This is a genomic window from Azospirillum fermentarium (assembly GCF_025961205.1).
Lineage (GTDB): Bacteria > Pseudomonadota > Alphaproteobacteria > Azospirillales > Azospirillaceae > Azospirillum > Azospirillum fermentarium.
In genome coordinates, this window is the sequence record NZ_JAOQNH010000002.1 from 475,413 (window position 1) to 498,304 (window position 22,892).

The window sequence follows — 22,892 nt, forward strand, 5'->3', positions numbered from 1 at the left end:
CCTTCACCGTGGAGTCGATCCCGTCGACGGTGGCTGCAGGCCCTTCCGCTCCACACCGTCAACGACCTGGTGTCAGCGCCGGGCCGTTTCGTCTGGCGGCTGGGGGCAGGCGCCCGGAGAAAGAGGAAGAGGGCTTGACGGTGTTCGCGACGGGTTTCGGGGCTGGGGGACAGGCTTCCGGCCGGCCCGTCGCGGAGACACGCCATGCCTGATACCGCGCGAACCGCCCGCTCCGGCGCCGACCGGACCAGCCTCTACGCCGAGATCACCGCCCGGATCATCGCCGAGCTGGAAGCCGGCCGGCTGCCCTGGGTGCAGCCCTGGGGAACCCCGGCCGCCGCCGCCCCGCTCGGCCTGCCCCGCAACGCCGCCACCGGCCGCGCCTACACCGGTGTGAATGTGCTCATCCTGTGGGGCGCCGTCGTCGCCCGCGGCTTCTCCGGCCAGAGCTGGCTCACCTTCCGTCAGGCCCTGGCACTGGGCGGCCACGTCCGCAAGGGCGAGCGCGGCACCACCGTCGTCTACGCCGACCGCTTCGTTCCCGGCGACGAACGCCGGCGCGCGCGGGATGCCGGGGAAGAACCCCAGGCGATCCCCTTCCTGAAGCGCTTCACGGTCTTCAATTGCACCCAATGCGAGGACCTGCCCGACGGCATCGCCGTGGTGCCGCCGGCGATCCCGGAGGGGCTGATCCTGCCGCGGGCCGAGGCGCTGATCCAGGCCAGCGGCGTCGATGTCCGCATCGGCGGCACCCGCGCCTTCTACAGCCCCCAGCACGATTATGTGCAGGTGCCGCCTCCGCAGGCCTTCTTCGAGCCCGTCAACTGGCATCGCACTGCGCTGCACGAACTGGGGCACAGCACCGGCCACGCATCGCGGTTGAACCGTGACCGTTCCGGGGCCTTCGGCTCCCGCAAGTACGCCTTCGAGGAGCTGGTTGCCGAAATTTCAGCCGCCTATCTCTGCGCGGCGCTCGGCATCGTCCCCACTGTCCGCCACGCCGATTATGTCGGTGCGTGGGTTGAGGTGCTGCGTGGGGACAATCATGCAATCGTCCGCGCCGCCAGCCAAGCCAGCAAGGCGGCCGACTATCTCCTCGGCTTTACGCCCGAAGCCGCCATGGCCGATGACGAGCAGGCAGCCATGTGATGGCCGCGCTCCTCCCGCGGTGCCTTGCGCCGGAACCGGCGTACAGCATAGCGCCGTGATGACGGGGACCATGCGTTCAGGCGGACGGTCACTTTGATGGGGCCGGGGAACGGCGCCACGAGGCGATGGTCCGCACCGCCAGCAGGGCCTCGGCGTTGTCGTCGATGCACACGTGGCGCCGCAGTTGAGCCACCGCCGGCCATTCGCCCCGCTCGTCGAAGGCCCGGCGCACCGCCGCGGCCATCGCTTCGTCCACCACGAACACCACAACCCTCCCCGGACGGCTCCGCCGAACCTGGCCGGGATGATGCGCATGGCGGGGCTCCCGGGCAAGCGGCCGTTCGGGCAGGACGGGGAGCACCAACCAGTTGCGAGGCCACGCTCGGCACCGAAGAGGGAGAGGAGGGCGGACATCGGGATGACGGATGAGGAGGTTGGGAGAGAGGCTCCCGGCCGTCCGTCGCGGAGAAGTTCGACATGGCCACGCCCAAGATCGTTCTCAACACCTCGCGCGACATCCCCTTCAACAAGCTGGTGCTGTCACAGGCCAACGTCCGCAAGGTCAAGGCCGGCGTCTCCATCGAGGAACTCGCCGAGGACATCGCCCGGCGCACCCTGCTGCACAGCCTCGCCGTCCGCCCGGTGCTCGACGCCGAGGGGGCCGAGACCGGTGTCTTCGAGGTGCCGGTCGGCGGCCGCCGCTTCCGGGCGCTGGAACTGCTGGTCAAGCAGAAGCGCATGAGCCGGACCCAGCCGGTGCCCTGCGTCGTGCGCACCGCCGGCCTCGCCGAGGAGGACTCGCTGGCCGAGAACGTCCAGCGCGCCCCGCTGCACCCGCTCGACCAGTTCCGCGCCTTCCAGACCCTGCGCGAGGCGGGGCTGGGCGAGGAGGAGATCGCCGCCCGCTTCTTCGTCACCCCCGGCGTGGTGAAGCAGCGCCTCAAGCTCGCCACCGTCGCGCCGGCGCTGCTCGACGCCTACGCCGAGGACCGCATGACGTTGGAGCAGTTGATGGCCTTCACCGTCAGCGGCGACCACGCCCGCCAGGAGCAGGTGTGGGAGGCACTGTCGCGCGCCTACAGCCGCGAGCCCTACCAGATCCGCCGGCTGCTTACCGAGGGGGCGGTGCGGGCGTCGGACAAGCGGGCGCTGTTCGTCGGCGTGGAGGCCTACGAGGCGGCCGGCGGGGCGGTGATGCGCGACCTGTTCCAGCACGACGACGGCGGCTGGCTGCAGGACCCGGCGCTGCTCGACCGGCTGGTGGCGGAGAAGCTGGAGGCCGAGGCGGCCACCGTCCGCGCCGAGGGCTGGAAGTGGATGGAAGTGGCGCTGGCCTTCCCCTACGGGCACAGCCGTGGGTTGCGTCGCTTGGCCGGCGAGCCGGTGCCGCTGAGCGAGGCGGAGCAGGCGACCTACGACGCGCTGCACGCCGAGTACGAGCGGCTGGAGGCGAGCGAGCCGGCGGAAGCGGAGGAGTTGGATCGGGTGGCGCGGCGCCTCGCCGAGATCGACGTGGAGCTGCGGGGGCTGGAGGAGCGGCCGCTGGTCTACGAGACCGCCGAGGTGGCGCGGGCCGGGGTGTTCGTCAGCGTCGATGTCGAGGGCGGGCTCCAGGTGGATCGCGGCTACGTGCGGCCGGAGGACGAGGCGCCAGTCGAGCCGGTGGTTCCGGCCGGCGGCGAGGAGGCGTCCGCCGTCCCGGTCGGTGGCGGGAGTGGGGCGGTGGCCGCTCAGCCGGCCGCCATCGCCGGCGGTGCCAGCGTGTCGGCCCCGGTGCCGGTCACGGGGGCGGCCACCGCGGAGGAGGACGAGGGGCTGCGGCCGCTGCCGGAGCGGCTGCTGATGGAGCTGAGCGTGCACCGTACGCTCGCCCTGCGCGACGCGCTGGCCAACGACCCCGACACCGCCTTCCTGGCGGCGCTGCACGCGCTGTGCCTGCGCACCTTCACCCAGCGCCCCGGCGCGTCGTGCCTGGAGCTGGACCTGAAGAGCGCCGGCTTCGGGGTGCAGCCGCCCGACCTCGCCGCCAGCGCCGCGGCCCGGGCGATCGACGCCCGCCAGCGCGCCTGGAGCGCCCAGCTGCCGAGCGAACCGGCCGCCCTGTGGGAGACGCTGGTGGGGTTCGACGGCGACAGCCGGGCGGCCCTGTTCGCCCACTGCGTCTCCTTCGGCGTCAACGCGGTGCACGAGCCGTGGAACCGGGCGCCGCAGCGCGCCGCCCACGCCGATCTGCTGGCCGGGGCGGTCGGCCTCGACATGGCGGCGGCCGGCTGGACGGCGACGGTGGACAGCTACCTCGGCCGGGTGCCGAAGGCGCGCATCCTGGAGGCGGTGCGCGAGGCACGTGGTCCGGAGGCGGCGCAGCTGATCGACCACCTGCGCAAGCCGGACATGGCCAAGGAGGCCGAGCGGCTGCTGGCCGGCAGCGGCTGGCTGCCCGAGCCGCTGCGCCGGCCGCTGGAGCCGGCGGCCGGCGGCAATGCCGGCGCCGAGGGCGAAGCGGAGGGCGGCGCCTCCCTGCCGGCCTTCCTGACCGGTGACGGGGAGATCCCGGACGACACGGACCGCAGCGAAGCGGTCGCCGCGTGACGCGCACGCCGCGGAGCGGCTCCGGCCGCTCCGCCTCCGTCCCCGTTGCTGGAGGTTCATCATGACCGAGCCCTTCATCACCATGGTCGTGCGTCTGCCGGCCGCCGCTCTCGCCGACGATGTCCCGGTCCTCGTGATCACCGCCGAGGCCGTCGTCATCGTGATTCCGGCTGGCCAGGGAGCCGTTCTCCTCGACCCGGATGTCCCGCGGGAGCACGTCCTGCTCCGCCTGACCGAGCAGGAGGTCCGGGAGGAGATCTGCACCGTGATCGAGGCCGACGGCACGCTGACCCGGCTGAGTCCGGAGATGGTCGGCGGCGCCGACATCCACGCCGCCTGCCGGGCCGTGGCTTCGAACACCAACCTCGGCGAGGAGCGTGGCACCGCGCGGTTCCGGGCGGCGCTGGCCGCCATCCGCGCGGCGGAACGCCGCCTCGGCGGTGCCCCCTGATCCGAGCCCCACTGTCGAGCCCGGCCGCCGTGCCGGGCTCCTGTCTTCTGGGAGAACCACCATGCCGATTCCCGACTTCGTGAAGGCGAATTTCGAGACGCTGCTGCGCGCCGCGGCCGTCGGCGATCTGGCGCTGGTGAAGGGCACCGACGCCCGCACCGGCGAGACCCGCTTTATTCTTTGCGCCGTCGCGCAACGCGGTGGCGAGGTGGTGCTCACCCCCTTCGGGCATCTGGCCGATGGGAACCCCTATGAGCTTTACCACCCGCCGTTCGATCCCGGCGGCGGGTAGAGGGCGAGGGGAGCGGGGGGCGGGGTGAGCCGGAGCGGATCGAGAGAGCGTCCGCCGGCCGCTGGTCTCCCCGCTCTCCCGGATCCTCCGCCATGACCCTGACCGCCGATCTCCGAACCGATGCCGTCGCCCCCTGTCCTCCGCCCTCGGTGGACACTGCGGCGGCCCTGCTCGCCGCCGCGGAGCGGCTGCTGCCCGGCCTCGAACGCGGCCGGGCCATCGACGCCGGCACGCTGCGCGCCGCGATGACCGCGGCGTTCGGCGGCTCCGACGCCGAGGGCGCCTGGAGCTGGAAGCTGGCCTACGACGCCGGCGAGGCGGCGCAGGTGCTGTTCCTGCGCCGCTTCGGCCCAGCCATGCAGGCCCGCGCCGCCAGCCCGGCGGCGTTCCTGGCCATGCTGGAGCGGCTGGTGGCGCTGCTGCCCAGCCAGACCCGCCGCTCCGAGGAGAGCCAGGCCCGGCAGCAGTTCTCCACCCCGCTGCCGCTGGCTGGTGTGGTGGCCGCCACCGCCACGCTCACCCCGGCCGACCGGGTGCTGGAACCCTCCGCAGGCACCGGCCTGCTCGCCGTCTTCGCCGAATTGGCCGACGCGAACCTTGTCCTCAACGAGTTGGTGGACGCCCGTGCCAGCCTGCTGGAGCGTCTGTTTCCCGGCGTCCCGGTGGCCCGCTTCGACGCGGCCAACATCCACGACCATCTCGATCCAGCGGTCCGGCCGACGGTGGTGCTGATGAACCCGCCCTTCTCGGCGCTGGCGGCGGTGGACGGCCGGGTGGCCGACGCCGCCCTCCGCCACCTCGCCTCGGCCCTGGCCCGGCTGGCGGAGGGCGGACGCCTCGTTGCCATCACCGGCGCCGGGCTGGCGCCGGACCATCCGGCGTGGCGCGATGCCTTCGTGCGCCTGCAGGAGCGGGGCCGCGTCGTCTTCTCCGCCGCCATCGACGGGACGGTCTACGCCCGCCACGGCACCACGGTGGACACCCGGCTGACCGTCATCGACCGCGTGCCGGCGGAGGACCCAACCGCCTTCCCGGCCTCGCCGGGCATGGCCCCCGACGCCGTCACGTTGCTGGACTGGGTCCGGCGCGGCGTGCCGCCGCGTGCTTCCGTTCCCGCCTCGGCAGCGGCTCCGTTGCCGGTGTTGGCCCGCCCCACGGTGGTACGGCCCGTGCGCCGGGCGACCGCCGTGTCGGTGGTCCCGATGCCGACGGTGTGCACGCCGGTTTCCGACCCGGCGGCCGTCGAACTGGCCTACGAGCCGCGCGACTGGGCGCCGGAGGCGGGGGCCCGCCTCACCGCCGCGCTCTACGAGCCTTATACGCTCCAGTCCATCATGATCCCCGGCGCCCAGCCGCACCCGACGCCGCTGGTCCAGTCCGCCGCCATGGCCGCGGTCGCCCCGCCCAAGCCCCGCTACCGCCCGCACCTGCCCGCCACCCTGGTCACCGGCGGCATCCTCTCCGACGCCCAGCTGGAAAGCGTCATCCTCGCCGGTGAGGCGCACACCGGCCACCTCGCCGGCAATTGGACCGTGGACGAGACCTTCGACGTCGCCTCGGCCGCCCCGGACGATGCCGAGGACGCGGTGCGCTTCCGCCGGGGCTGGTTCCTCGGCGACGGCACCGGCGCCGGCAAGGGCCGGCAGGTCGCCGGCATCCTGCTCGACAACTGGCTGAAGGGACGCCAGCGCGCGCTGTGGATCTCCAAGTCCGACACCCTGATCGAGGACGCCCGGCGCGACTGGTCCGCCCTCGGCCAGGAGCCCCTGCTGGTCACCCCGCTGTCGCGCTTCCGCCCCGGCGTGCCGATCACCCTGGAGCGCGGCATCCTCTTCACGACCTACGCCACCCTGCGCGGCGAGGGCGGCGAGGGCGCCGTGCCGCGTGTCCAGCAGATCGTCGACTGGCTCGGCCGGGACTTCGAGGGGGTGATCGTCTTCGACGAGTCCCACGCCTTGCGCAACGCCGGCGGCACCGCTGGCTTCGGCCGCGACGGCGGTCCCGTCACCCCCTCGCAGCAGGGCCGGGCCGGCCTGCGCCTCCAGCACGCCCTGCCGGACGCCCGCGTTCTCTACGTCTCCGCCACCGGCGCCACCACCGTGCACAACCTCGCCTACGCCCAGCGCCTCGGCCTGTGGGGCGGGGCGGACTTCCCCTTCGCCAGCCGCGCCGAGTTCGTCCAGGCCATCGAGGCCGGCGGGGTCGCCGCCATGGAGGTGCTGGCCCGCGACCTCAAGGCGCTCGGCCTCTACGCCGCCCGCTCGCTGTCCTTCGAGGGGGTCCGCTACGAGATGGTCGAGCACCGGCTGACGCCGGGGCAGGTTGCCATCTACGACGCCTACGCCGCTGCTTTTCAGGTCATCCATGCCAACCTGACCGCGGCGCTGGACGCCGCCAACGTCACCGGGGCCGGCGGCACCCTGAACCGCGCCGCCAAGGCCGCCGCCCGCTCGGTCTTCGAGGGTGCCAAGCAGAGATTTTTCAACCATCTGATCTCGGCGATGAAGGCGCCGACCGTGCTCAGGTCCATTGAGCGTGACCTTGCCGCCGGCCATGCCGTGGTGGTGCAGCTCGTCTCCACCGGCGAAGCCTTGATGGAACGCCGTCTGTCCGACATTCCGACGGAGGAGTGGGATGATTTGTCGATTGACGTCACGCCGCGCGAGCTCGTCCTCGAGTACCTTGCCCACTCCTTCCCGACCCAGCTGCACGAACCCTTCACCGACGCCGACGGGACCCTGTCGTCGCGCCCGGTGTGGCGGGACGGCCAGCCGGTGCCGTGCCGCGAGGCGGTGGAGCGGCGCGACCGCATGATCGAGCGGCTGGCGGCGCTGGAACCGGTGCCGGGAGCGCTCGACCAGATCGTCCAGCGCTTCGGCGCCGGCATGGTCGCCGAGGTCACCGGCCGGAGCCGGCGCATCGTGCGCAAGACCGATCCCGGCGGGGACGAGCGGCTGGCGGTGGAGAGCCGCCCCGGTTCGGCCAACCTCGCCGAGACCCGTGCCTTCCTCGACGACGAGAAGCGCATCCTCGTCTTCTCCGACGCTGGCGGCACCGGCCGCAGCTATCACGCCGATCTCGGGGCGAAGAACCGGCGGCTGCGGGTGCACTACCTGCTGGAGGCGGGGTGGAAGGCCGACGCCGCCATCCAGGGGCTGGGCCGTTCCAACCGCACCAACCAAGCCCAGCCGCCGCTGTTCCGCCCGGTCTCCACCGACGTGCGGGCGGAGAAGCGCTTCCTGTCGACCATCGCCCGCCGGCTCGACACGCTGGGCGCCATCACCCGCGGCCAGCGCCAGACCGGCGGGCAGGGGCTGTTCCGCGCCGACGACAACCTGGAATCCGTCTACGCCCGCGCCGCCCTGCGCCAGCTCTACGGCCTGCTGCACGCCGGCAAGGTCGAAGGCTGTTCGCTAGGGGACTTCGAGGCGGCGACCGGGCTGGCGCTGTGTGACCGCGACGGCGGCCTGCGCGAGGAGTTGCCGCCGATCACCACCTTCCTCAACCGGCTGCTGGCCCTGACCATCGGCTTGCAGAACACGTTGTTCACCGTGTTCGAGCAGCTGCTCGCCGCGAAGATCGAAGGCGCCATCGCCTCGGGCACCTACGACCGCGGCGTCGAGACGCTGGTGGCCGACAGCTTCACGGTGACGAACCGGCGCACCCTCTACACCCACCCGGCGACCGGAGCGGAGACCCGGCTGTTCACGCTCGCCCGGCGCGACCGCAACCAGCCGCTGGGCCTGGAGGAGGCGCTGGAGAAAGGGGCGGGGCCGCAGGCGCGGCTGCTGGTCAACGCCCACTCCGGCCGGGCGGCGGTGGCGGTGCCCGCCGCCGGGCTGATGCTGGACGACGGCACGGTGGAGCGCCGGGTGCGGCTGCTGCGGCCGCTGGAACGCCTGACGGTGACGCTGGCCGAACTGGCGCAGAGCCACTGGCGCCCGGCCGAGCCGGAGGCCTTCGCTGCCGTCTGGGAGAAGGAGATCGCCGCGGTGCCGGAGTTCACCACCAGCACCCTGCACCTGGTGACCGGGCTGCTGCTGCCGGTGTGGCGGCGTCTGCCGGACACGAACCTGCGGGTGGTGCGGCTGCAGACCGACGACGGCGAACGGATCATTGGCCGGGTGGTGGCGCCGGACGCCCTGGCCGAGGTGGAACGCAACTTCGGCGCCGGTGCCGTGCCGGTGCCGTCGGCGGAGCAGGCGTGGGCCTTGGTGGTGGAGGGGCGGGCGGCGTTGCATCTGGCCGACGGGCTGCGGCTGCGCCGGGTCACGGTGATGGGTGCCCACCGGATCGAGCTGTCGGGCTTCAGCGAGGGGATGGTGGAGCGGCTGAAGGCGCTGGGGCTGATGTCCGAGATCATCGCCTGGACGCTGCGGCTGTTCGTGCCGGTGGGCGAGCGCGGGCCGGCGGTGTTCGCCGCCCTGCTGGCCCGCCACCCGCTGCTCCGTGTTGTCGACCGGACGGGGCCGTGAGGGGCCGGCGCCATGTCCGTTGCGTCGGAGATGGCGCAGCGCCTCGCGCGGGAGGCCGAGGCGGTGTGCCGCCATTACCTGCCGCACGGACGGCGGGAAGGGCGCTACTGGCGGGTCGGTGACGTCCGCGGCACGCCGGGGGAGAGCCTCTACGTCCGGCTGCACGGGACCGCCGCGGGCCGATGGGCCGATCCCGCCGCCGGCGAACACGGCGACCTGCTCGACCTCATCGGGCTCAACCGCGGTCTCGGCCGGCTGGCCGACGTGCTCGACGAGGCGCGTGTCTTCCTTGGTTCGCCGCGGGCGTCGCCGGAGCCGCGGTGGGAGCTTCCAACTCCCATCGGCTCGCCGGAAGCCGCCCGCCGCCTGTTCGCCCGCTCCCGGCCGCTTGCCGGCACGCTGGCCGAAGCGTACCTGCGCAACCGCGGCATTCCGGATGTCCGGAAATACGGTTCCCTGCGCTTCCTGCCGCACTGCTGGTATCGCGACGCCGATGACCGGCTCGCCCGGGGGCCAGCGCTGATCGCCGCGGTCACCGGTCTGGACGGCCGCCTCACCGGCGTGCAGCGCACCTGGCTCGACCCGTCCGGCGACGGCAAGGCGTCGATGCCGTCGCCGCGCCGGGCGCTGGGCCACCTGCTCGGCAATGGCGTCCGCTTCGGCATGGCCCGCGACGTCCTGGCGGCGGGGGAGGGCGTCGAGACCGTGCTGGCGCTGCGCACCGTCCTGCCGGCCTTGCCCATGGTCGCCGCGCTCTCGGCCGGGCACCTCGCCGCCCTGCGCCTGCCGCCGACGCTGCGCCGCCTCTACGTCGCCCGCGACAACGACGCCGCCGGACGCCGGGCGGTGAGCCGGCTGGGGAGCCGCGCCGAGGCCCTCGGCATCGAGGCGCTGGTCCTGGCACCGGTGCTGGGCGACCTCAACGACGACCTGCTGGCGCACGGCGTGATGGCACTGCGGGCGCACCTGCGGGCCCAGCTCGCCCCGGAGGATGTGGCGCGCTTCTGGGCCGGCCCTGATCGATCATGGGGAGCCTGAGCCTCGGCGGACGGGCGCCGGTCGGAGCGGGCGGATGCCGGTCCGGCCGGCGGGAGGCCGCGGCCACGGCCTTTCAGCGGGCGATCGGGCGGCAGCCGGGCTGGCTCCGCAACGGCGGGGAGCACCTTTCTTCCCCGGCCGGCTGAGCCGGCCTTCCTCGCGGGACAAGAAAGCCGCCCCCCGCCGTCCTCCGCTGGCGCTGCGGCCCCAAGAGGGTGCGGACCCGCCCCGCCCGCCGCTGGGGATCGCCACAAAGGCCGCGATGGGCGCGGCCGATCCTCCAGCCGAAGGGCAGCCGCCATGGTCACCGACGCCGACGCCGCCGAACTCCGCCACGCCTCCTCCCCCACCGACCACGCCCTGACCGAACTCCAGCTCTACGGCCACCGGCCCTTCCAGGACGATCCCGATCCCCGCCCACTGCCCGACGAGACCGCCATCCGCGCCGCCCTGGCCGACGTCTTCGACGCCCTGGTCTCCACCCTGACGGACACCCGCCTTGAGCCTGACCTGGCCGACCTGCTGTGGTCCGCCGTCAACCTGTTCCACCGCGCCACCGACCGCGTGCAGCGCGAGCTCGACGACAACGAGGACGCCCAGAAGCGCAGCCAGCGCGAGCAGGACGGCTCGGAGATCCGCTCGGTGGAGCTGGAACGGCTGCTGGCCGAGGGGCTGACGCTGATCGAGCGCCGCACCGCCATGGAGGCCTTCCGCGACCACGCCGCCGAGCTGTTCGAGGTCCACACCGGCTCCGGCTGGCGGCCCCGGGCCGGCTCGCTGGTCAGCCACCGCACCCTGACGGCATCGCTGATCGACAGCCGCGACTTCCTAGCCGCCAAGCGGCGGGCCGAGACCGAGCCGCTCCTGCCGGCCGGCCCCCGCATCGCCTTCACCGGCGGGGTGGAGTGCAACGACCACCACCGCATCTGGGCGGTGCTCGACAAGGTGCGCACCAAGCACCCCGACATGGTGCTGCTGCACGGCGGCAGCCCGAAGGGGGCCGAGCGCATCGCCGCCTGCTGGGCCGAGCACCGCAAGGTGACGCAGGTGCTGTTTCGCCCCGACTGGGCCCGCCACGCCAAGGCCGCCCCATTCAAGCGCAACGACCGGCTGCTGGAGGCGCTGCCGATCGGCATCGTCGCCTTCCCCGGCTCGGGCATCGCCGCCAACCTCGCCGACAAGGCCCGGCGCCTCGGCATCCCGGTCTGGCGCTTTGGCGACGGCGCCTGAGCGCCGCCGTTCCGGCGATCCGCTTCGGCGGATCGCCGGCCTTCCGTAAATCCGTTGTCCTGGACAGCCGGATCGGCGGCAACGCGCCGATGGTGTTGAAAAGCCGGGTCTCGGTACCCGGTTCGCCCAAGCCCCCGTCGGCGTTGCGCTGAGCCTCCTCAAGGCCGCTCCGCCGACAGAGGCCGAAGCGCGGCGTTGTTAGGCTGCCAGCTGCTCCGCGCGCTCCTGCATGCGCGCTACGGCCCCAGAAATCGAGTCGATGTCGGGAGCGAACAGATGAGGCATTGCGTCGAGCAGCCGTGGCAATTCGAACAACCGGTTCCGCGCAAGATGATCGAGCGCCAGCGTCCGGGCGGGACCGTGTGACCAAGCGATCGTACCGGCCAGCGTCGGGAAATGGGTCTCTTTTTCGATCCCGCGGATCCAAAGCCATGGATCCAGGCGCGTGACCCCATCATCGGTGACGTGCCACAACGGCTTGTAGTCCCGGGCGAAGGTCACGGTGGAACCATCCTTGAGCGTCCAGTAGCCATAAGGCAACCATAGGCGGCTCGGCGCGAAATCCTCCAGCGGCACCCTCGGGGTCACGACCTCGAAATCAGCGCATATGCCGTAGCCCGTATCGTAGAAGAGATGGGTGGGGCGTCCCATCGATTTCAGATAGGCGGTTCTGTTCGAGCCGGGCGCCTTCACCCGGACGATGGTGCCAGCCTTGCCGCGCCCGGGCGGACCGAAGAGCCGATCACGCCAAATCATCGTGCGGAGCCTGAGGGCGTCGTCGAGTGTCAAATCGCTCAGCAGGCGAGACTTGGACAGCGCATACTGCACGTCGCCATGATCGGCCGCCAGCCTGTCTGCGACCGAGAGGATGATACACTTGGCCTGCTCGAGATTTATCCGCGCGGCGGGCATCAGGCTGGCCAGCGTGGACGAGATCATATCGTGCCAATCGCGGTAGCCGATTGCGCCTGCGACCGCCTCCTGTGCGGCTGACAGTTTCACATGGTGTGCGTGGCGTGCGAGCAGTTTCGCGGCCGCCTTGGGCCGGTCGAGATTGGAGAAAAAGAGTCGCATGTGAACCACTCCGGCGGTGCTTGAAGAGGCGTGTCCACTAGGCCCGCGCGCACCTGGAAAGGTCCGGGTCGTGATCGCACTCCTGCCCTCGGGCTGCGCCAATGTGGACGGCATGGCCGGATCAGCCGTACGCAGGATGACGGACTTCTCGACGCGGTTCAACACCATCCTGCAACCATGGCCGGTCGATCACGCGATCAATCAGGCCATTGGTCACTTTCACGATGTGGCGCCCCCTTTGAGAAGCCCGACGAGGTGCGTGCCAAGCACCCGGACATGGTGCTGCTGCACGGCGGTAGCACTAAGGGAGGCCGAGCGGCGGATCACCAACTTTTCCGTAAATCCGTTATCCTGGATAGGCGGATCAGCGGCTATGTACCATCTCTAGACATTCATCGGTATGTGGACGGCGAGCATTTTGGTGTGGTTCTGAGAGGAGATCTTCGCTTCGATTGCGCACATAAGATCAAAATATCTCAAAGTCATTATTTTCGGTTTCGTGGGTATTCTGAAACACATTCACCCTACGGATGATGTCTGAGTAGCCCACCTTACCGACAACGCGCTCTTCCTCATTTTCCTCGATATGTTCTCTCCACGCCTGCCGGATAAGGTTTCTCGTATATTCGGCGACATTAGAATCGCTCCATTTTGGTAGACCCGTAATAGACCGTGGCCAACTGCTGTTGTTGCATCTCGAGATTGCGCCATCGTGCTTGAGTACAACAGATATATCCTCGGAAGTGCGGAAATCATCCCGAAATTCCTTTGGATGAACGCTATCCTGATCTTCATCATAATCGAACTCGCCGTCGAAGCTGATAGTAATTTCTCTCACTGATCCGAGTTTTTCGCTGAATTCGTCCGTTGAGAGCCAATCTGCTCCCCACTTTATGAACTTAAGGTCTCCAATGTCACCGCCGCATTCAAGCACCACTTCCGCGGCACGCGCCTGACGTTCCTCATCCTTCACAGATGCAGCAATTAAGCTGGCCTGCTCCGATGCCCAGCGTGAAAGTGCCTCTTTTGTAGCAAGCGGTTGCGCTATATCCCGGGCAGCTGTTGTTGCCTCCCCCAACAAGATGCCTTCGACATTATGGAGCCTCCCTGCGCGAAGCCCCGAAATGGTTATCCACCCCCCATCTGCTGAGAACGAATACCGGGATGGCGAAATGTAGGCACGCCCAAAAACCTGACCGTCAATGCCACTGATGGTCTTCATGAGCGCTCGATCCGACTTTGTCGCGTCACCATCAGTGCGGCCTCCCGTTGGGTTGAGGCGCCGAACCAAGTCTAAGTCGCTGATTTTCAGCCAGTCGCCTGGCCGAGCTACCGTTTCTGTTCCTTCCTGGACGATAATCTCGGTTGCGATATCAAGGTTGGGAGCCACAGCGCCAACCAGCTTTGCCAATGAGAGCGCTTCCTTAGTGTAAGAGTTGACGTGGAGAAGGCCCCCCGCTCGGTGTGGGTGGTTCTTCAGTAACACCTCTATGCGCGTGCCACCATCAATGGGAACAGGTGCCCCAGGTGCAGGAGAAAGGATAGGACGTGAACTTGTCCCGTCACGAAATTCTAGGAGATTTCCTGTATCCTGCCCTCTGTCACAACGTCGCGAATACACACGGACAATCGGTCCCAGCATGAAAATTGAGAAGAAGCCGATACCAAATCGCCCGATGGCATGCATTCCGGAGGCCATCAGACCTGGAAATTCTTCCATCGCTTGTGGAGACCGCCAAAAAGACGTTCCAAAATCGAGAAGCGGCCCTGTAAGCACGTACTCGGACATGCCGATGCCGTTGTCCTCAACGACCAACCAAACTTCGTCACCTTCTGGAACTAGGCCTATCGTAATCAGACCCCAGTCAGCGGCACGCTTCTGGTATCTTCGTCTGGCTTGGACAGCATCGGCAGCATTTTGGATGAGCTCACGTAGTGCAACTGTTGGATCATTTCCGTAGAGCTTGGACCCGCCGAGGTTCTCCACAATCCGTGGAACATCCGAGACTTGGAGTCGAGCATCGACTGGACGCCAACCTCGAGTTTGAACGGAGCGGGCAAGAATTTCTGGTGACCCTGCTCCTTTGATCCGTCTTGCCTTCAGAACTTCGCGGTTCCGTCCCTGTAGGAGCAAATCAACATCCCGAAGTTCGCGGTCGACAGCATTCAGCGTGTCATATGCAAGCCACCAAGCCTCCGCATCCTCTTTTCCGAAGGGCTGTCCCGTGGTGAATACCATTGCGTCGAGCTCGATATGCGGCCTAGCTAAACGCTCCTGAAATGCCCAATGAAGTGCCGAAATCCCACTAGGATTGGTAATCGCGCGAAGGAATCTTGGAGCGCGACGGCTGTCAAGGTGTAGGGCGTCGGCAACGCGCAGAAGGCAGGCGAGTTTAATCCGGTCAATCCGATTGAGCGTCCGGTTCGCAAGCGCTCCAAGATCGCCCGAGAATTCTTGCTCAAGTTTGTGTATGGACCACCAATGGCTGTGAGCAATCTGACCGATTGTCGGTCCATAGAATCGGCGAAGTTCTGAATCTTCGACCAGATAAACCTGCGATCCGTCTGCCGTGCGCCATGCCTGCTCAGCGAGTTCCTCAGCACGCTCTGCATGTAGGCGACGAAGGACGTCCGGTACGATGCGTTGTATAATTTCGGCCGGTGGGTCCTCAACATCGAACTTTTCGTTTCCGCTTTCCTCCGACGCCAAGGCGAGGCGTGCGACGGCATCCTTCCACGCCATCGTCGTCCTCACTTCTGTTAGGCCACCAGGATAAGCAGCCAGACTCATTGCGGCATCGTGCAGAAGGATGCTCGCGCCGAGAACAAACGCTTCTGCCGGATTGACGTTGACGGCTCCCTCGGCAACCGAAGATGCGGTGTCCCACAGGGCATCCAGATGGCTGATATCATGAACCGTCATTCCGGGTAGGTCGACGGCAATCCGCGAAACAAGTTGTGCCGCGCGCTCTCGAATCGAGAGATACTGAGTTCTAACAGGGCGCGGAAAAACGGACCGATGCGGTGGCATTGTCTCCGCTGAAGCTTGGAAATGGTGTTTTCGGGGCCTGTTTTGGTCTGGATGGCGCCTTTTTCCGCGCCCTCAGGCTCCTGGAGCCGCCATTCAGGCGGACTCCGGGATGATTATGCCGTTGTCAGCAGCTTGGGCAGACGGATCAGGTTATAGGCGGCGGCAGTCAGCGTGAACATCCAACCGACGCGGGCGGTGCCGCGGTGACGGGTCTTGCGCAGCCCCGCCCCCTTGATCCAGCCGAAGACCTCCTCGATCCGCTTGCGGATGCGCAAGGACACGGCATAGCCGGGGTGACGGGTGGTCCGGCCATCAATGGCTGAGCGGCGGTTGCTGGTGTTCTGGGCAACGTGCGGGGTGGCGCCCAGGCGGCGCATGTTCGCCACGAAATCCTTGGTGTCGTAAGCCTTGTCGGCGCCCAGCGTGATGCGGTGGCAGCCGGAGATGGCCTCGACCATCGACACCGCCGCCTCGCGTTCGGCCAAGCCCGTAGCCGCCGTCAGCCGGACATCCACCACCAGAGCATGGCGGTTCTCCATCAGCGCGTGGCCCATGAAGGCCAGCTTCGCCGGCTGCCCGTTGCCCTTGCGGTAGAGACGCGCCTCGGGATCGGTTGTGGAGGCATGCGTTTCGTTGGACCGTTTCTCACCGTGAAAGTCGCGCTCGCCGTTGCGGCCCGGCCCCGGCGGCTCACCGCTGCCATCTTTGGGCCGGAAGCTCTTCACGCTGGCCCACGCCTCGATCAGCGTGCCGTCCACCGAGAAGTGCTCGTCCGACAGCAGCGCCTTGACCCGCGGCTGATCCAGCACGGTGGCCAGGAACGTGGCCGCCACATCCCCCGCCAGCAAACGCTCACGGTTCTTGGTGAAGACCGTCACGTCCCACACCGGGGCGTCCATCGACAGCCCGACGAACCAGCGGAACAGCAGGTTGTAATCAAGCTGCTCCATCAACTGGCGTTCCGAGCGCACCGAGTAGAAGGCCTGGAGCAGCAGCGCCCGCAGCAGCTTCTCCGGTGCGATCGACGGCCGCCCGATCTTCGAGTACAGACCCTCGAAGGCTGGCGACATCACCTCCAGCGCTTCATCCACGATGGCCCGGATCGCCCGCAACGGGTGGTTGGCCGGAACCCGAGCCTCACAGCTCACGTAGCTGAACAGACCCTCGCTGCGTTCGTCCGAACCCCGCATCGCCCCCTCGCCGGCCTCATTCTCTACGAAATGAGAGAATCACGACCGGCCAGCCGGGCATAGCCTTTTTCCGCGCCCTGATAGTCCTCCATGAAGCGCTTGCCGAATTCCTTCATGGTAGGGGATGCCTTGCGCCGGTCGCGTTCGGATGCTGGATCGCCGCCGCGCCGGACATCGGACAGGTGCTTCATGGCCTCGGTCCGGGCGACGTCAGGCGTCAGGACGCCATGGGGGCCAATGTTGACGCGGCGCAGACGGCCGCCGGCCCGGAATTGGGCCAGATACATCTTCCGGCCGGAAGGATAGACGCGCAATCCGAAGCCCTTCAGTTCCTCGTCCCAGAGGAAGAATTCCTGCTCGCCGGGGACGGCGGCATCGACGGACCGTTTCGTGATCTTGACCATAGAGTACCCCCACGAGCGCCGGCATCTCCGGAATCAAATCGGAATCACCTGGGAAGAATTGAGAGCGTTTCCGATGAAGCTGTAGCGTAGATTGGCTTCAATAAAACTCCAATGGAAACAAGGTATTATGGTGGGATTGGATGCCATGGGGTGCTGCCGGAAACGTGCGCGCAGGGGTCTGAAAACGAACTCATAACCTGAAGGTCGTCGGTTCAAATCCTCTCCCCGCAACCACTGATAACGACAAACCCGTAGCATCCGCTGCGGGTTTTGTTGTTTTTACAGCCTTTCCAATGGCTTGCCGCTCCGTCCAGTTGAGGATCGTGCCCAGTTCGCCGTGAAGCGTCGCGTAAATCTCGCCTCGTTCTGGCCCCGGTGTGAGCGAAATCTTCTCGATCAGCCCACGTAAAGTCTCTGCCGCTTCCTGGCGCTCTTCCTTGCGATTGAGCGCCTTGGTCAGCGCAGAAACCTTCTTCGCATAGATCGCCGAGGCGCTCGGCAGAATGTCCGGGGTGTCCTCTGGCGCATCGGCCAGCAGGGTGGTCAGTTCGGTCTTGCGGGCCTCCAGCGTGTCCATCTCTGCCTTCATGCTCTCATGGAACATACCAGCCTTGATCGCCTCGATGATGCCGCGGATCTGCTTCTCGATCTTTACCAGTTCCGCCTTCCAGGCATCGCCGCTGGAGCGGCGTTCCCGGTTCAGCCGGTTGGTCTCCTCCGCGTAGGCGCGCATGGCCTCCTCAACGATCTCAGGCGCCATCATGCGGTCCTTCAGGCCGGAGAGCACGCGGGCTTCCAGATCCTCACGCGGGATCGTGCGGCTGTTTGAGCACGCGCCCTTGCTGATGTGGTTCGAGCAGGCGAATCTATCTGCACCGCGAAGTGAGTAGGGGCCTCCGCAGCAGCCACAGAACACCAGACCGGACAGAAGGGACTTCGGCCGACGTGTGCCGTTCAGGCGGTTCTTTTTGTGGTGCTTGCGCACGGCTTCGGTGACGTTGGCAAACTTCTCGGCGATCTCGCCCTGTCGGACACGGACTGAATGCCAGAGTTCGTCATCGACAATGCGCAGCTCCGGCACATCCTTGATGATCCATTCCGATTCCGGGTTCAGGCGTGAGACGCGCTTTCCGGTGGATGGATCTTTGATGTAGCGAAGCCGGTTCCAGATCAGACGACCGATATAAAGTTCATTGTTCACCAGCCCCGTGCCGCGCTTTACATGGCCCCGGATCGTGGTGTCGCTCCAGAGCTTGCCAGCCGGACCCGGGACACCTTCCTCGTTCAATGTGCGGGCGATGGTGCGGGGGCCGACGCCGGCGGCGAACTCGCGGAAGATGCGCCGGACAACATTCGCCTCGGCTTCGTTGATTTCCCGGTCGCCGCGAATGGGATCACCGCGCGCATCGAGCTGCTTGACGACATTGTAGCCAAAGCACAGACCGCCACCCGATTTGCCGTCCTCGACGCGGCCGCGAATGCCGCGATGGGTTTTGGCGGCAAGGTCTTTCAGGAACAGCGCATTCATCGTGCCCTTGAGCCCGACATGAAGCTCGCTGATCTCGCCCTCCGACAGCGTGACAATCGGAACGCCTGCGAACTTGAGGTGCTTGTAGAAGGTGGCGACGTCAGCCTGGTCACGACTGATGCGATCCAGTGCCTCTGCCAGAACGATGTCGAACTGGCCAGCCTGCGCATCCTGAAGAAGGGCCTGAATGCCGGGGCGCAGGATCATGCTCGCGCCGGAGATGCCAGCATCCTTGTAGGTTCCGACGATCTTCCACTTCTCGCGCTTCGCCTGCTCGCGGCAGATACGTAGTTGGTCCTCGATCGACGCTTCGCGCTGATTGTCGGAAGAGTATCGGGCATAAAGCGCAACGCGGGTCATCGGTCAGTCCTTTCAAGCTCCGTGTGAGGGGGCAGGTTAATTCTGTTCAGGGTCGGAGGCGGTTTCGACGGCTTTGCCGCTGCGCTGCGCCGCTGACAGCAGCTCGTCATATTGGGCGGCCGACATCAGCACAAACTCGCGCCGGCCATGTCGCGTGATCTCTACCGGCTCACGGTGAGACTCGTTCAGATACTGTCCGAACTTGCGCTGGAATTCGAGGGAGGTTGTGGTTGGCATCGCAGACTCCAGGAGAACAGGTCTGCCTATATAATACGTATTACACGTATAAATGCAAGAGGATTTGCAGGTCAGCTACGTAGGTGGCGTTGACCTTTGCGCTCCGCTGCCAGCTTGCGCTCAAATTGTTCGCGGGCGATCTGGCGTCCGATCAGGCGGGCCAGTGACATGACTGCAGCGTCTTTGCGCGCAGGATCGTGCCGGTCCGTTTCCGGTCCGTTCGAGGCTGTGACCTCGATATCGATCCTGTTCCGCTTGACCGCCATCGTCTCCAAAATCCCGTGCCCGGAAAGGGGCTGGGACAATGGAAGCGCGGAATGTCAGCCGAGGGAAGGTCTCGGGCACCGCTGTGCGGTGAATGGGATACCGTTGCGTAGAAAAGGGACGGCGTATTTGGAAGCGAAAGTGGCTGAACAGATCCCATAAGCACACAGATGACTTCGAATCTTCTCCATCTGCCACTTGCATAATGAATACCTAAACCGTTGCGTTTTTAACGCAAGCCTGAGAAGCATAGAGAAGTGACGCACAATGTTAAGACTAAACACTATCCGAAAATGGTAACCATAAGCTAAGTAATCTCAACATAGCCAATGAGTTCTGCAGAGTAGCTTCCATCTCCAGCTGCGGTGCCCTTATGCTTGAGCTCCCGTTGAAGGGACGGCTCGACGGTCTTGCTGAAGATGCTGATCCGCTCATCCTCGCCCAGGAAAGGTCGAGAGGGCGACAACCTGAGCACCTGATCAACCTGGCGCTCAATTGCAGGAAGCCTTGTCCCCTCAGGGCTGACCGCGATGGATTGTATGGTTGTCCGTTTTTCACCTTGACCGTTGGTCGCTTCCACAAGCCACAACGAGAGGATGGCTGGTTCAATTCCATTTCCCTCAAGGGCTACTCCGAGAAAATTCGGATTGAGCGAACGCCACCTGCCCAGTTCCTCCTGGACCGCTGGATGATCAAGCCCCAGGAGATCGCACGTTTCGGAGGAAGTTGCGACATCGCGGTTTAGAGTAAATCGAATGCGGCGGGCACCATCGACCGTAAGTAAATCGATAGTCTCTGCATCAACCTTCGAGATCCTTAGATTCCGGTCCGCCATGGCCACCGACAAGAAATCAACCAACCGCTCCAAACCCGTGGAAACATCGGAGAACGGCTTGTAATCATCCAGACTGAAGCCTTCGAGATCTTGGAAGAGATCAAATACTACCTCCCGTGCCTCGCGTGCGTTTGCCAAGGCCGCCTCAAGTTCAACTGCGGTCCGTTTCAGCTCTGGGTCACCCAGAGCCTCTTGGTAAAGCCGGTCGTAGTTCAATCGCTCTGACAGCTGCCCAAGTATCTGAGAACGCAGATCTTCTGCGACGTTGCCTTGCTCGTCGACTTTCCCGAGCGTTCTCGCGATTTCCGTAAGCTTGTCGTCAAGCAGAAGAAAAATGCGCCCTTCGATCGTATCTGAAAGGACCAAGTTGTAGACTTGCGCGGTGTGCGCTTGACCATATCGATGAATTCGACCGATCCGCTGTTCCATATCCATTGGATTCCAGGGCAGGTCAAAATTGAAAAGGATGCGTGCGAACTGCAGATTGATGCCCTCGCGGCCTGCTGCGGTGCAGACCATTACACGCGGCCCATCCTTCAACTTGAAGCGGCGTTCAGCAGCGGCTTTGGCGCCGTGATCACCGCCACGGAGAACTACGACGCCTTGACCGGGATATGTCGCCTCGATTTCACGGGCCAAGAGGTCCACTGTCCCCAAATACGTGGCAAAGATCACAATCTTTTCGTTGGGATTTTGACGCCACAAGGTACCAAGGCCGTCGAGTAGCTTCTGCACCTTGGTTTCACGCTGCACCGGAAAAACCGAGAGCAAGTCTGCAATTCGCAACCGCTCTTCCGGTAGATGCAGGTCGATCGCTGCCGAGGCGACATCCTCCATATGAGAAGACGCAAATTCCGAGCCATAAGGATCGGACGCCATCTCCAGCGCTTCCTCGTCCAACTTCTTTGCGAGCCTATATTTTAGGTCGGCCATTATCCGGTCGACTTCACTTTTCCCGATCGGATCCCTTTCAAGCCCCCATTCGGCATGAATCAGCTCCCGCGCTTCATCGAACAGTCGCTCGCGACCTTCAATATCAAGCTCCTTGTCCCGCAGAAGCGCCTCTTGCAGGGTGAGCATGAGCATACGTCGCTTGAGTGTCCGCCTCACGGCAGCGAAGCTGGACGCTGCGATCTTTTGGAAGATCGCCATGAGAAAGCCCAAGGCTCGCCCTTGGTTTCCTTTTCGTTTGGCCAGGTCGAAACCTTCTTCGAGGTATTCGCGCAGCCGCTCATAAAAGCGTCGCTCTTCGTCACCCATCAGGAAGGATTCTGTATGTACCCACCGGCGTGCGAAAAGCGGATCTCCATCCGGGCGGCAAGCATCCGCCTTGGTCCGTCGGAACATCACGGTATTCAAGCGATGTCGATTTTCCAACATCTCCTCAGGGCTGCCGAAGAGCGTGGGATTTAACAGTTGGACGAGCATCCAGAACTGGAAGTGGTTTCCTTGATGTGGCGTCGCGGAGAGGAGAAGGAGGTCTCGCGTGTGACCTTTCAAAGCCTCGCCGAGTTTGTAGTTTTCCGTCTTCCGAACTTTCCCTCCCGTTCGGTAGGCGGTCAGGTGGTGCGCCTCGTCAAAGACAACAAGATCCCAATGTGGAGCTTCCAACAGGCGTTTGATGCGCGCTGGCCGCTTCAACGTGTCGATGCTGGCAATGAGCCGGTCATGTTTCGCGAAAGCGTTAGTCTTGCGGTCGGTGATATCGCCTTCCGACCCAAAGACCTCGAAGTCCAGGTTGAAGACTTCGTTCAGCTCCCGGTGCCAGTTGTTCACGAGGCCCGCAGGCACAACCATCAGGGCACGATCAAGCTCACCGCGGCTTGCCAATTCGCGGAGCACGAGCGCGGTTTCGATTGTCTTTCCGAGACCGACTTCGTCGGCGATAAGAAATCGACGAGGCGAGGCTGTTGCGATGCGATGTGTCAGAACGACCTGGTGGGGCAGAAGGTCGATCCGCGCGGACGTGAGCGCGGACGCGCTCTCCATCACGGGCAGTGCGTGAGCCTCGTAGGATAGCCAGACGGATCGTGCCCGCTCGGCGGTTCCCTCTACTGATCGCAGAATGCGCTCGGTGCGCGACAGCTCCTTCTGAACGCTGGCGATCGGAACGCGGCGCTCTCCGATACTGAAGAATGCACGGAGGTAGCCGTCGCGCGGTGCTTCAAGCACAACGCCGGCGCCGAAATCGAGATGGGTGATCCGCTCACCGGGGCCGAAGGTGGTCTGTTCCATCTGCACGATCAGGTGATCCTCAAATGGAACAGGCCCACCGATTTACCGCCCTGCGCAAGAATGATCTCTTGCGGATACTCCCAGGCTTCTCCCCACAAGACCCGTCCGAAATCGATAGTCTCGCTGGAAAACGGCGCAGAGCACCGCCACCGCACGGCATCGGTCGCAAGGTCGATGGGCATTCGCCTCTGGCCGTTTGGAAGCCAGAACACCAGCGATGCCTGACCATCGTAGAAATCCTGGAAGGAGAGGATCGCTGATTTCAGGGCTCCGCCAAGCCAGGCATCGGCGTCCGCCGGCGACAGAAGGTCGAGGCAGGCATCGAGGCCCGCCACGACCAATGTGTCACCGCCGTTGCTCGGCAGTTCGTCCGGCCACGATTTGGTGGCAAGCATCAGCTGGCGCAGGCTGTAGACCTCGCTCGCCCGCGCAACCTTCGCGAAGGCGTCGTCGTCCCAAATCCAGCTGACGCCCCGACGTTGCCAGACGCTGTCGAGCACCTGTTTCATG

At 65.9% G+C, this 22,892-nt stretch carries 17 protein-coding genes; 7 read left to right on the forward strand and 10 right to left on the reverse strand.

What is annotated here, in order from left to right; translation table 11 throughout:
* Nucleotides 1-204: 204 nt before the first annotated feature.
* A complete protein-coding gene (locus tag M2352_RS17000) occupies nt 205-1,149 on the forward strand; it encodes an ArdC family protein (RefSeq protein WP_264665743.1) in 945 nt (314 codons plus the stop codon).
* Nucleotides 1,150-1,237: 88 nt separating this feature from the next.
* Here the strand turns inward: M2352_RS17000 and M2352_RS17005 are convergent, their stop codons facing one another.
* Entirely contained in the window at nt 1,238-1,414 is a 177-nt protein-coding gene (locus tag M2352_RS17005) for a hypothetical protein (RefSeq protein ID WP_264665744.1), read from the reverse strand.
* Nucleotides 1,415-1,626: 212 nt separating this feature from the next.
* Here M2352_RS17005 and M2352_RS17010 point away from each other — a divergent pair, with 212 nt between their 5' ends.
* The 6 genes from M2352_RS17010 to M2352_RS17035 all read left to right on the forward strand — a co-directional run bounded on the left by M2352_RS17010 (nt 1,627) and on the right by M2352_RS17035 (nt 11,224).
* Complete coding sequence (locus M2352_RS17010) at nt 1,627-3,738, forward strand: ParB/RepB/Spo0J family partition protein (protein ID WP_264665745.1); 2,112 nt, start codon at nt 1,627-1,629, stop codon at nt 3,736-3,738.
* A 61-nt stretch (nt 3,739-3,799) separates the two neighbouring features.
* Entirely contained in the window at nt 3,800-4,189 is a 390-nt protein-coding gene (locus tag M2352_RS17015; protein ID WP_264665746.1) for a hypothetical protein, read from the forward strand.
* Nucleotides 4,190-4,250: 61 nt separating this feature from the next.
* Nucleotides 4,251-4,481 carry a DUF6117 family protein gene (locus M2352_RS17020; protein ID WP_264665747.1) on the forward strand — a complete coding sequence of 77 codons (231 nt, stop codon included), beginning with the start codon at nt 4,251-4,253 and terminating at the stop codon, nt 4,479-4,481.
* A gap of 92 nt (nt 4,482-4,573) precedes the next feature.
* Nucleotides 4,574-8,956 (forward strand): strawberry notch-like NTP hydrolase domain-containing protein, encoded by a 4,383-nt coding sequence (locus tag M2352_RS17025; protein WP_264665748.1) that lies wholly within the window; start codon nt 4,574-4,576, stop codon nt 8,954-8,956.
* Nucleotides 8,957-8,968: 12 nt separating this feature from the next.
* On the forward strand, nt 8,969-9,994 hold the full coding sequence (locus M2352_RS17030) for a DUF7146 domain-containing protein (RefSeq protein WP_264665749.1): 1,026 nt from the start codon (nt 8,969-8,971) through the stop codon (nt 9,992-9,994).
* A gap of 300 nt (nt 9,995-10,294) precedes the next feature.
* Nucleotides 10,295-11,224, forward strand: a complete 930-nt coding sequence (locus tag M2352_RS17035) for a DUF2493 domain-containing protein (protein ID WP_264665750.1) — start codon at nt 10,295-10,297, stop codon at nt 11,222-11,224.
* 198 nt (nt 11,225-11,422) lie between these two features.
* On the opposite strand, the gene M2352_RS17040 is transcribed toward M2352_RS17035, so the two are convergent.
* The 9 genes from M2352_RS17040 to M2352_RS17080 form a co-directional block, all read right to left on the reverse strand.
* Nucleotides 11,423-12,298, reverse strand: coding sequence for a hypothetical protein (locus M2352_RS17040; protein WP_264665751.1), 876 nt, complete (start codon nt 12,296-12,298; stop codon nt 11,423-11,425).
* A 466-nt stretch (nt 12,299-12,764) separates the two neighbouring features.
* Complete coding sequence (locus M2352_RS17045; protein WP_264665752.1) at nt 12,765-15,221, reverse strand: HD domain-containing protein; 2,457 nt, start codon at nt 15,219-15,221, stop codon at nt 12,765-12,767.
* 221 nt (nt 15,222-15,442) lie between these two features.
* A complete protein-coding gene (locus M2352_RS17050) occupies nt 15,443-16,519 on the reverse strand; it encodes an IS5 family transposase (protein ID WP_264662801.1) in 1,077 nt (358 codons plus the stop codon).
* A gap of 23 nt (nt 16,520-16,542) precedes the next feature.
* Complete coding sequence (locus tag M2352_RS17055; protein ID WP_264665753.1) at nt 16,543-16,923, reverse strand: Arm DNA-binding domain-containing protein; 381 nt, start codon at nt 16,921-16,923, stop codon at nt 16,543-16,545.
* Nucleotides 16,924-17,113: 190 nt separating this feature from the next.
* Nucleotides 17,114-18,811: a recombinase family protein gene (locus M2352_RS17060; protein ID WP_264665754.1), complete on the reverse strand. Its 1,698-nt coding sequence runs from the start codon at nt 18,809-18,811 to the stop codon at nt 17,114-17,116.
* A gap of 36 nt (nt 18,812-18,847) precedes the next feature.
* Complete coding sequence (locus M2352_RS17065) at nt 18,848-19,048, reverse strand: type II toxin-antitoxin system prevent-host-death family antitoxin (protein ID WP_257539437.1); 201 nt, start codon at nt 19,046-19,048, stop codon at nt 18,848-18,850.
* A 71-nt stretch (nt 19,049-19,119) separates the two neighbouring features.
* A complete protein-coding gene (locus tag M2352_RS17070) occupies nt 19,120-19,314 on the reverse strand; it encodes a hypothetical protein (RefSeq protein ID WP_257539438.1) in 195 nt (64 codons plus the stop codon).
* 305 nt (nt 19,315-19,619) lie between these two features.
* Nucleotides 19,620-22,382, reverse strand: a complete 2,763-nt coding sequence (locus M2352_RS17075; RefSeq protein WP_257539439.1) for a DEAD/DEAH box helicase — start codon at nt 22,380-22,382, stop codon at nt 19,620-19,622.
* Between the two features lie 8 nt (nt 22,383-22,390).
* Nucleotides 22,391-22,891, reverse strand: a complete 501-nt coding sequence (locus tag M2352_RS17080; RefSeq protein ID WP_257539440.1) for a hypothetical protein — start codon at nt 22,889-22,891, stop codon at nt 22,391-22,393.
* Nucleotide 22,892 lies beyond the last annotated feature (1 nt).

Coding starts and splice junctions, on each gene's coding strand:
- M2352_RS17000 (WP_264665743.1), top strand. CDS start 205: ATGCCTGATACCGCGCGAACCGCCCGCTCCGGCGCCGACCGGACCAGC.
- M2352_RS17010 (WP_264665745.1), top strand. CDS start 1,627: ATGGCCACGCCCAAGATCGTTCTCAACACCTCGCGCGACATCCCCTTC.
- M2352_RS17015 (WP_264665746.1), top strand. CDS start 3,800: ATGACCGAGCCCTTCATCACCATGGTCGTGCGTCTGCCGGCCGCCGCT.
- M2352_RS17020 (WP_264665747.1), top strand. CDS start 4,251: ATGCCGATTCCCGACTTCGTGAAGGCGAATTTCGAGACGCTGCTGCGC.
- M2352_RS17025 (WP_264665748.1), top strand. CDS start 4,574: ATGACCCTGACCGCCGATCTCCGAACCGATGCCGTCGCCCCCTGTCCT.
- M2352_RS17030 (WP_264665749.1), top strand. CDS start 8,969: ATGTCCGTTGCGTCGGAGATGGCGCAGCGCCTCGCGCGGGAGGCCGAG.
- M2352_RS17035 (WP_264665750.1), top strand. CDS start 10,295: ATGGTCACCGACGCCGACGCCGCCGAACTCCGCCACGCCTCCTCCCCC.
- M2352_RS17040 (WP_264665751.1), bottom strand. CDS start 12,298: ATGCGACTCTTTTTCTCCAATCTCGACCGGCCCAAGGCGGCCGCGAAA.
- M2352_RS17045 (WP_264665752.1), bottom strand. CDS start 15,221: ATGACGGTTCATGATATCAGCCATCTGGATGCCCTGTGGGACACCGCA.
- M2352_RS17050 (WP_264662801.1), bottom strand. CDS start 16,519: ATGCGGGGTTCGGACGAACGCAGCGAGGGTCTGTTCAGCTACGTGAGC.
- M2352_RS17055 (WP_264665753.1), bottom strand. CDS start 16,923: ATGGTCAAGATCACGAAACGGTCCGTCGATGCCGCCGTCCCCGGCGAG.
- M2352_RS17060 (WP_264665754.1), bottom strand. CDS start 18,811: ATGACCCGCGTTGCGCTTTATGCCCGATACTCTTCCGACAATCAGCGC.
- M2352_RS17065 (WP_257539437.1), bottom strand. CDS start 19,048: ATGCCAACCACAACCTCCCTCGAATTCCAGCGCAAGTTCGGACAGTAT.
- M2352_RS17070 (WP_257539438.1), bottom strand. CDS start 19,314: ATGGCGGTCAAGCGGAACAGGATCGATATCGAGGTCACAGCCTCGAAC.
- M2352_RS17075 (WP_257539439.1), bottom strand. CDS start 22,382: ATGGAACAGACCACCTTCGGCCCCGGTGAGCGGATCACCCATCTCGAT.
- M2352_RS17080 (WP_257539440.1), bottom strand. CDS start 22,891: ATGAAACAGGTGCTCGACAGCGTCTGGCAACGTCGGGGCGTCAGCTGG.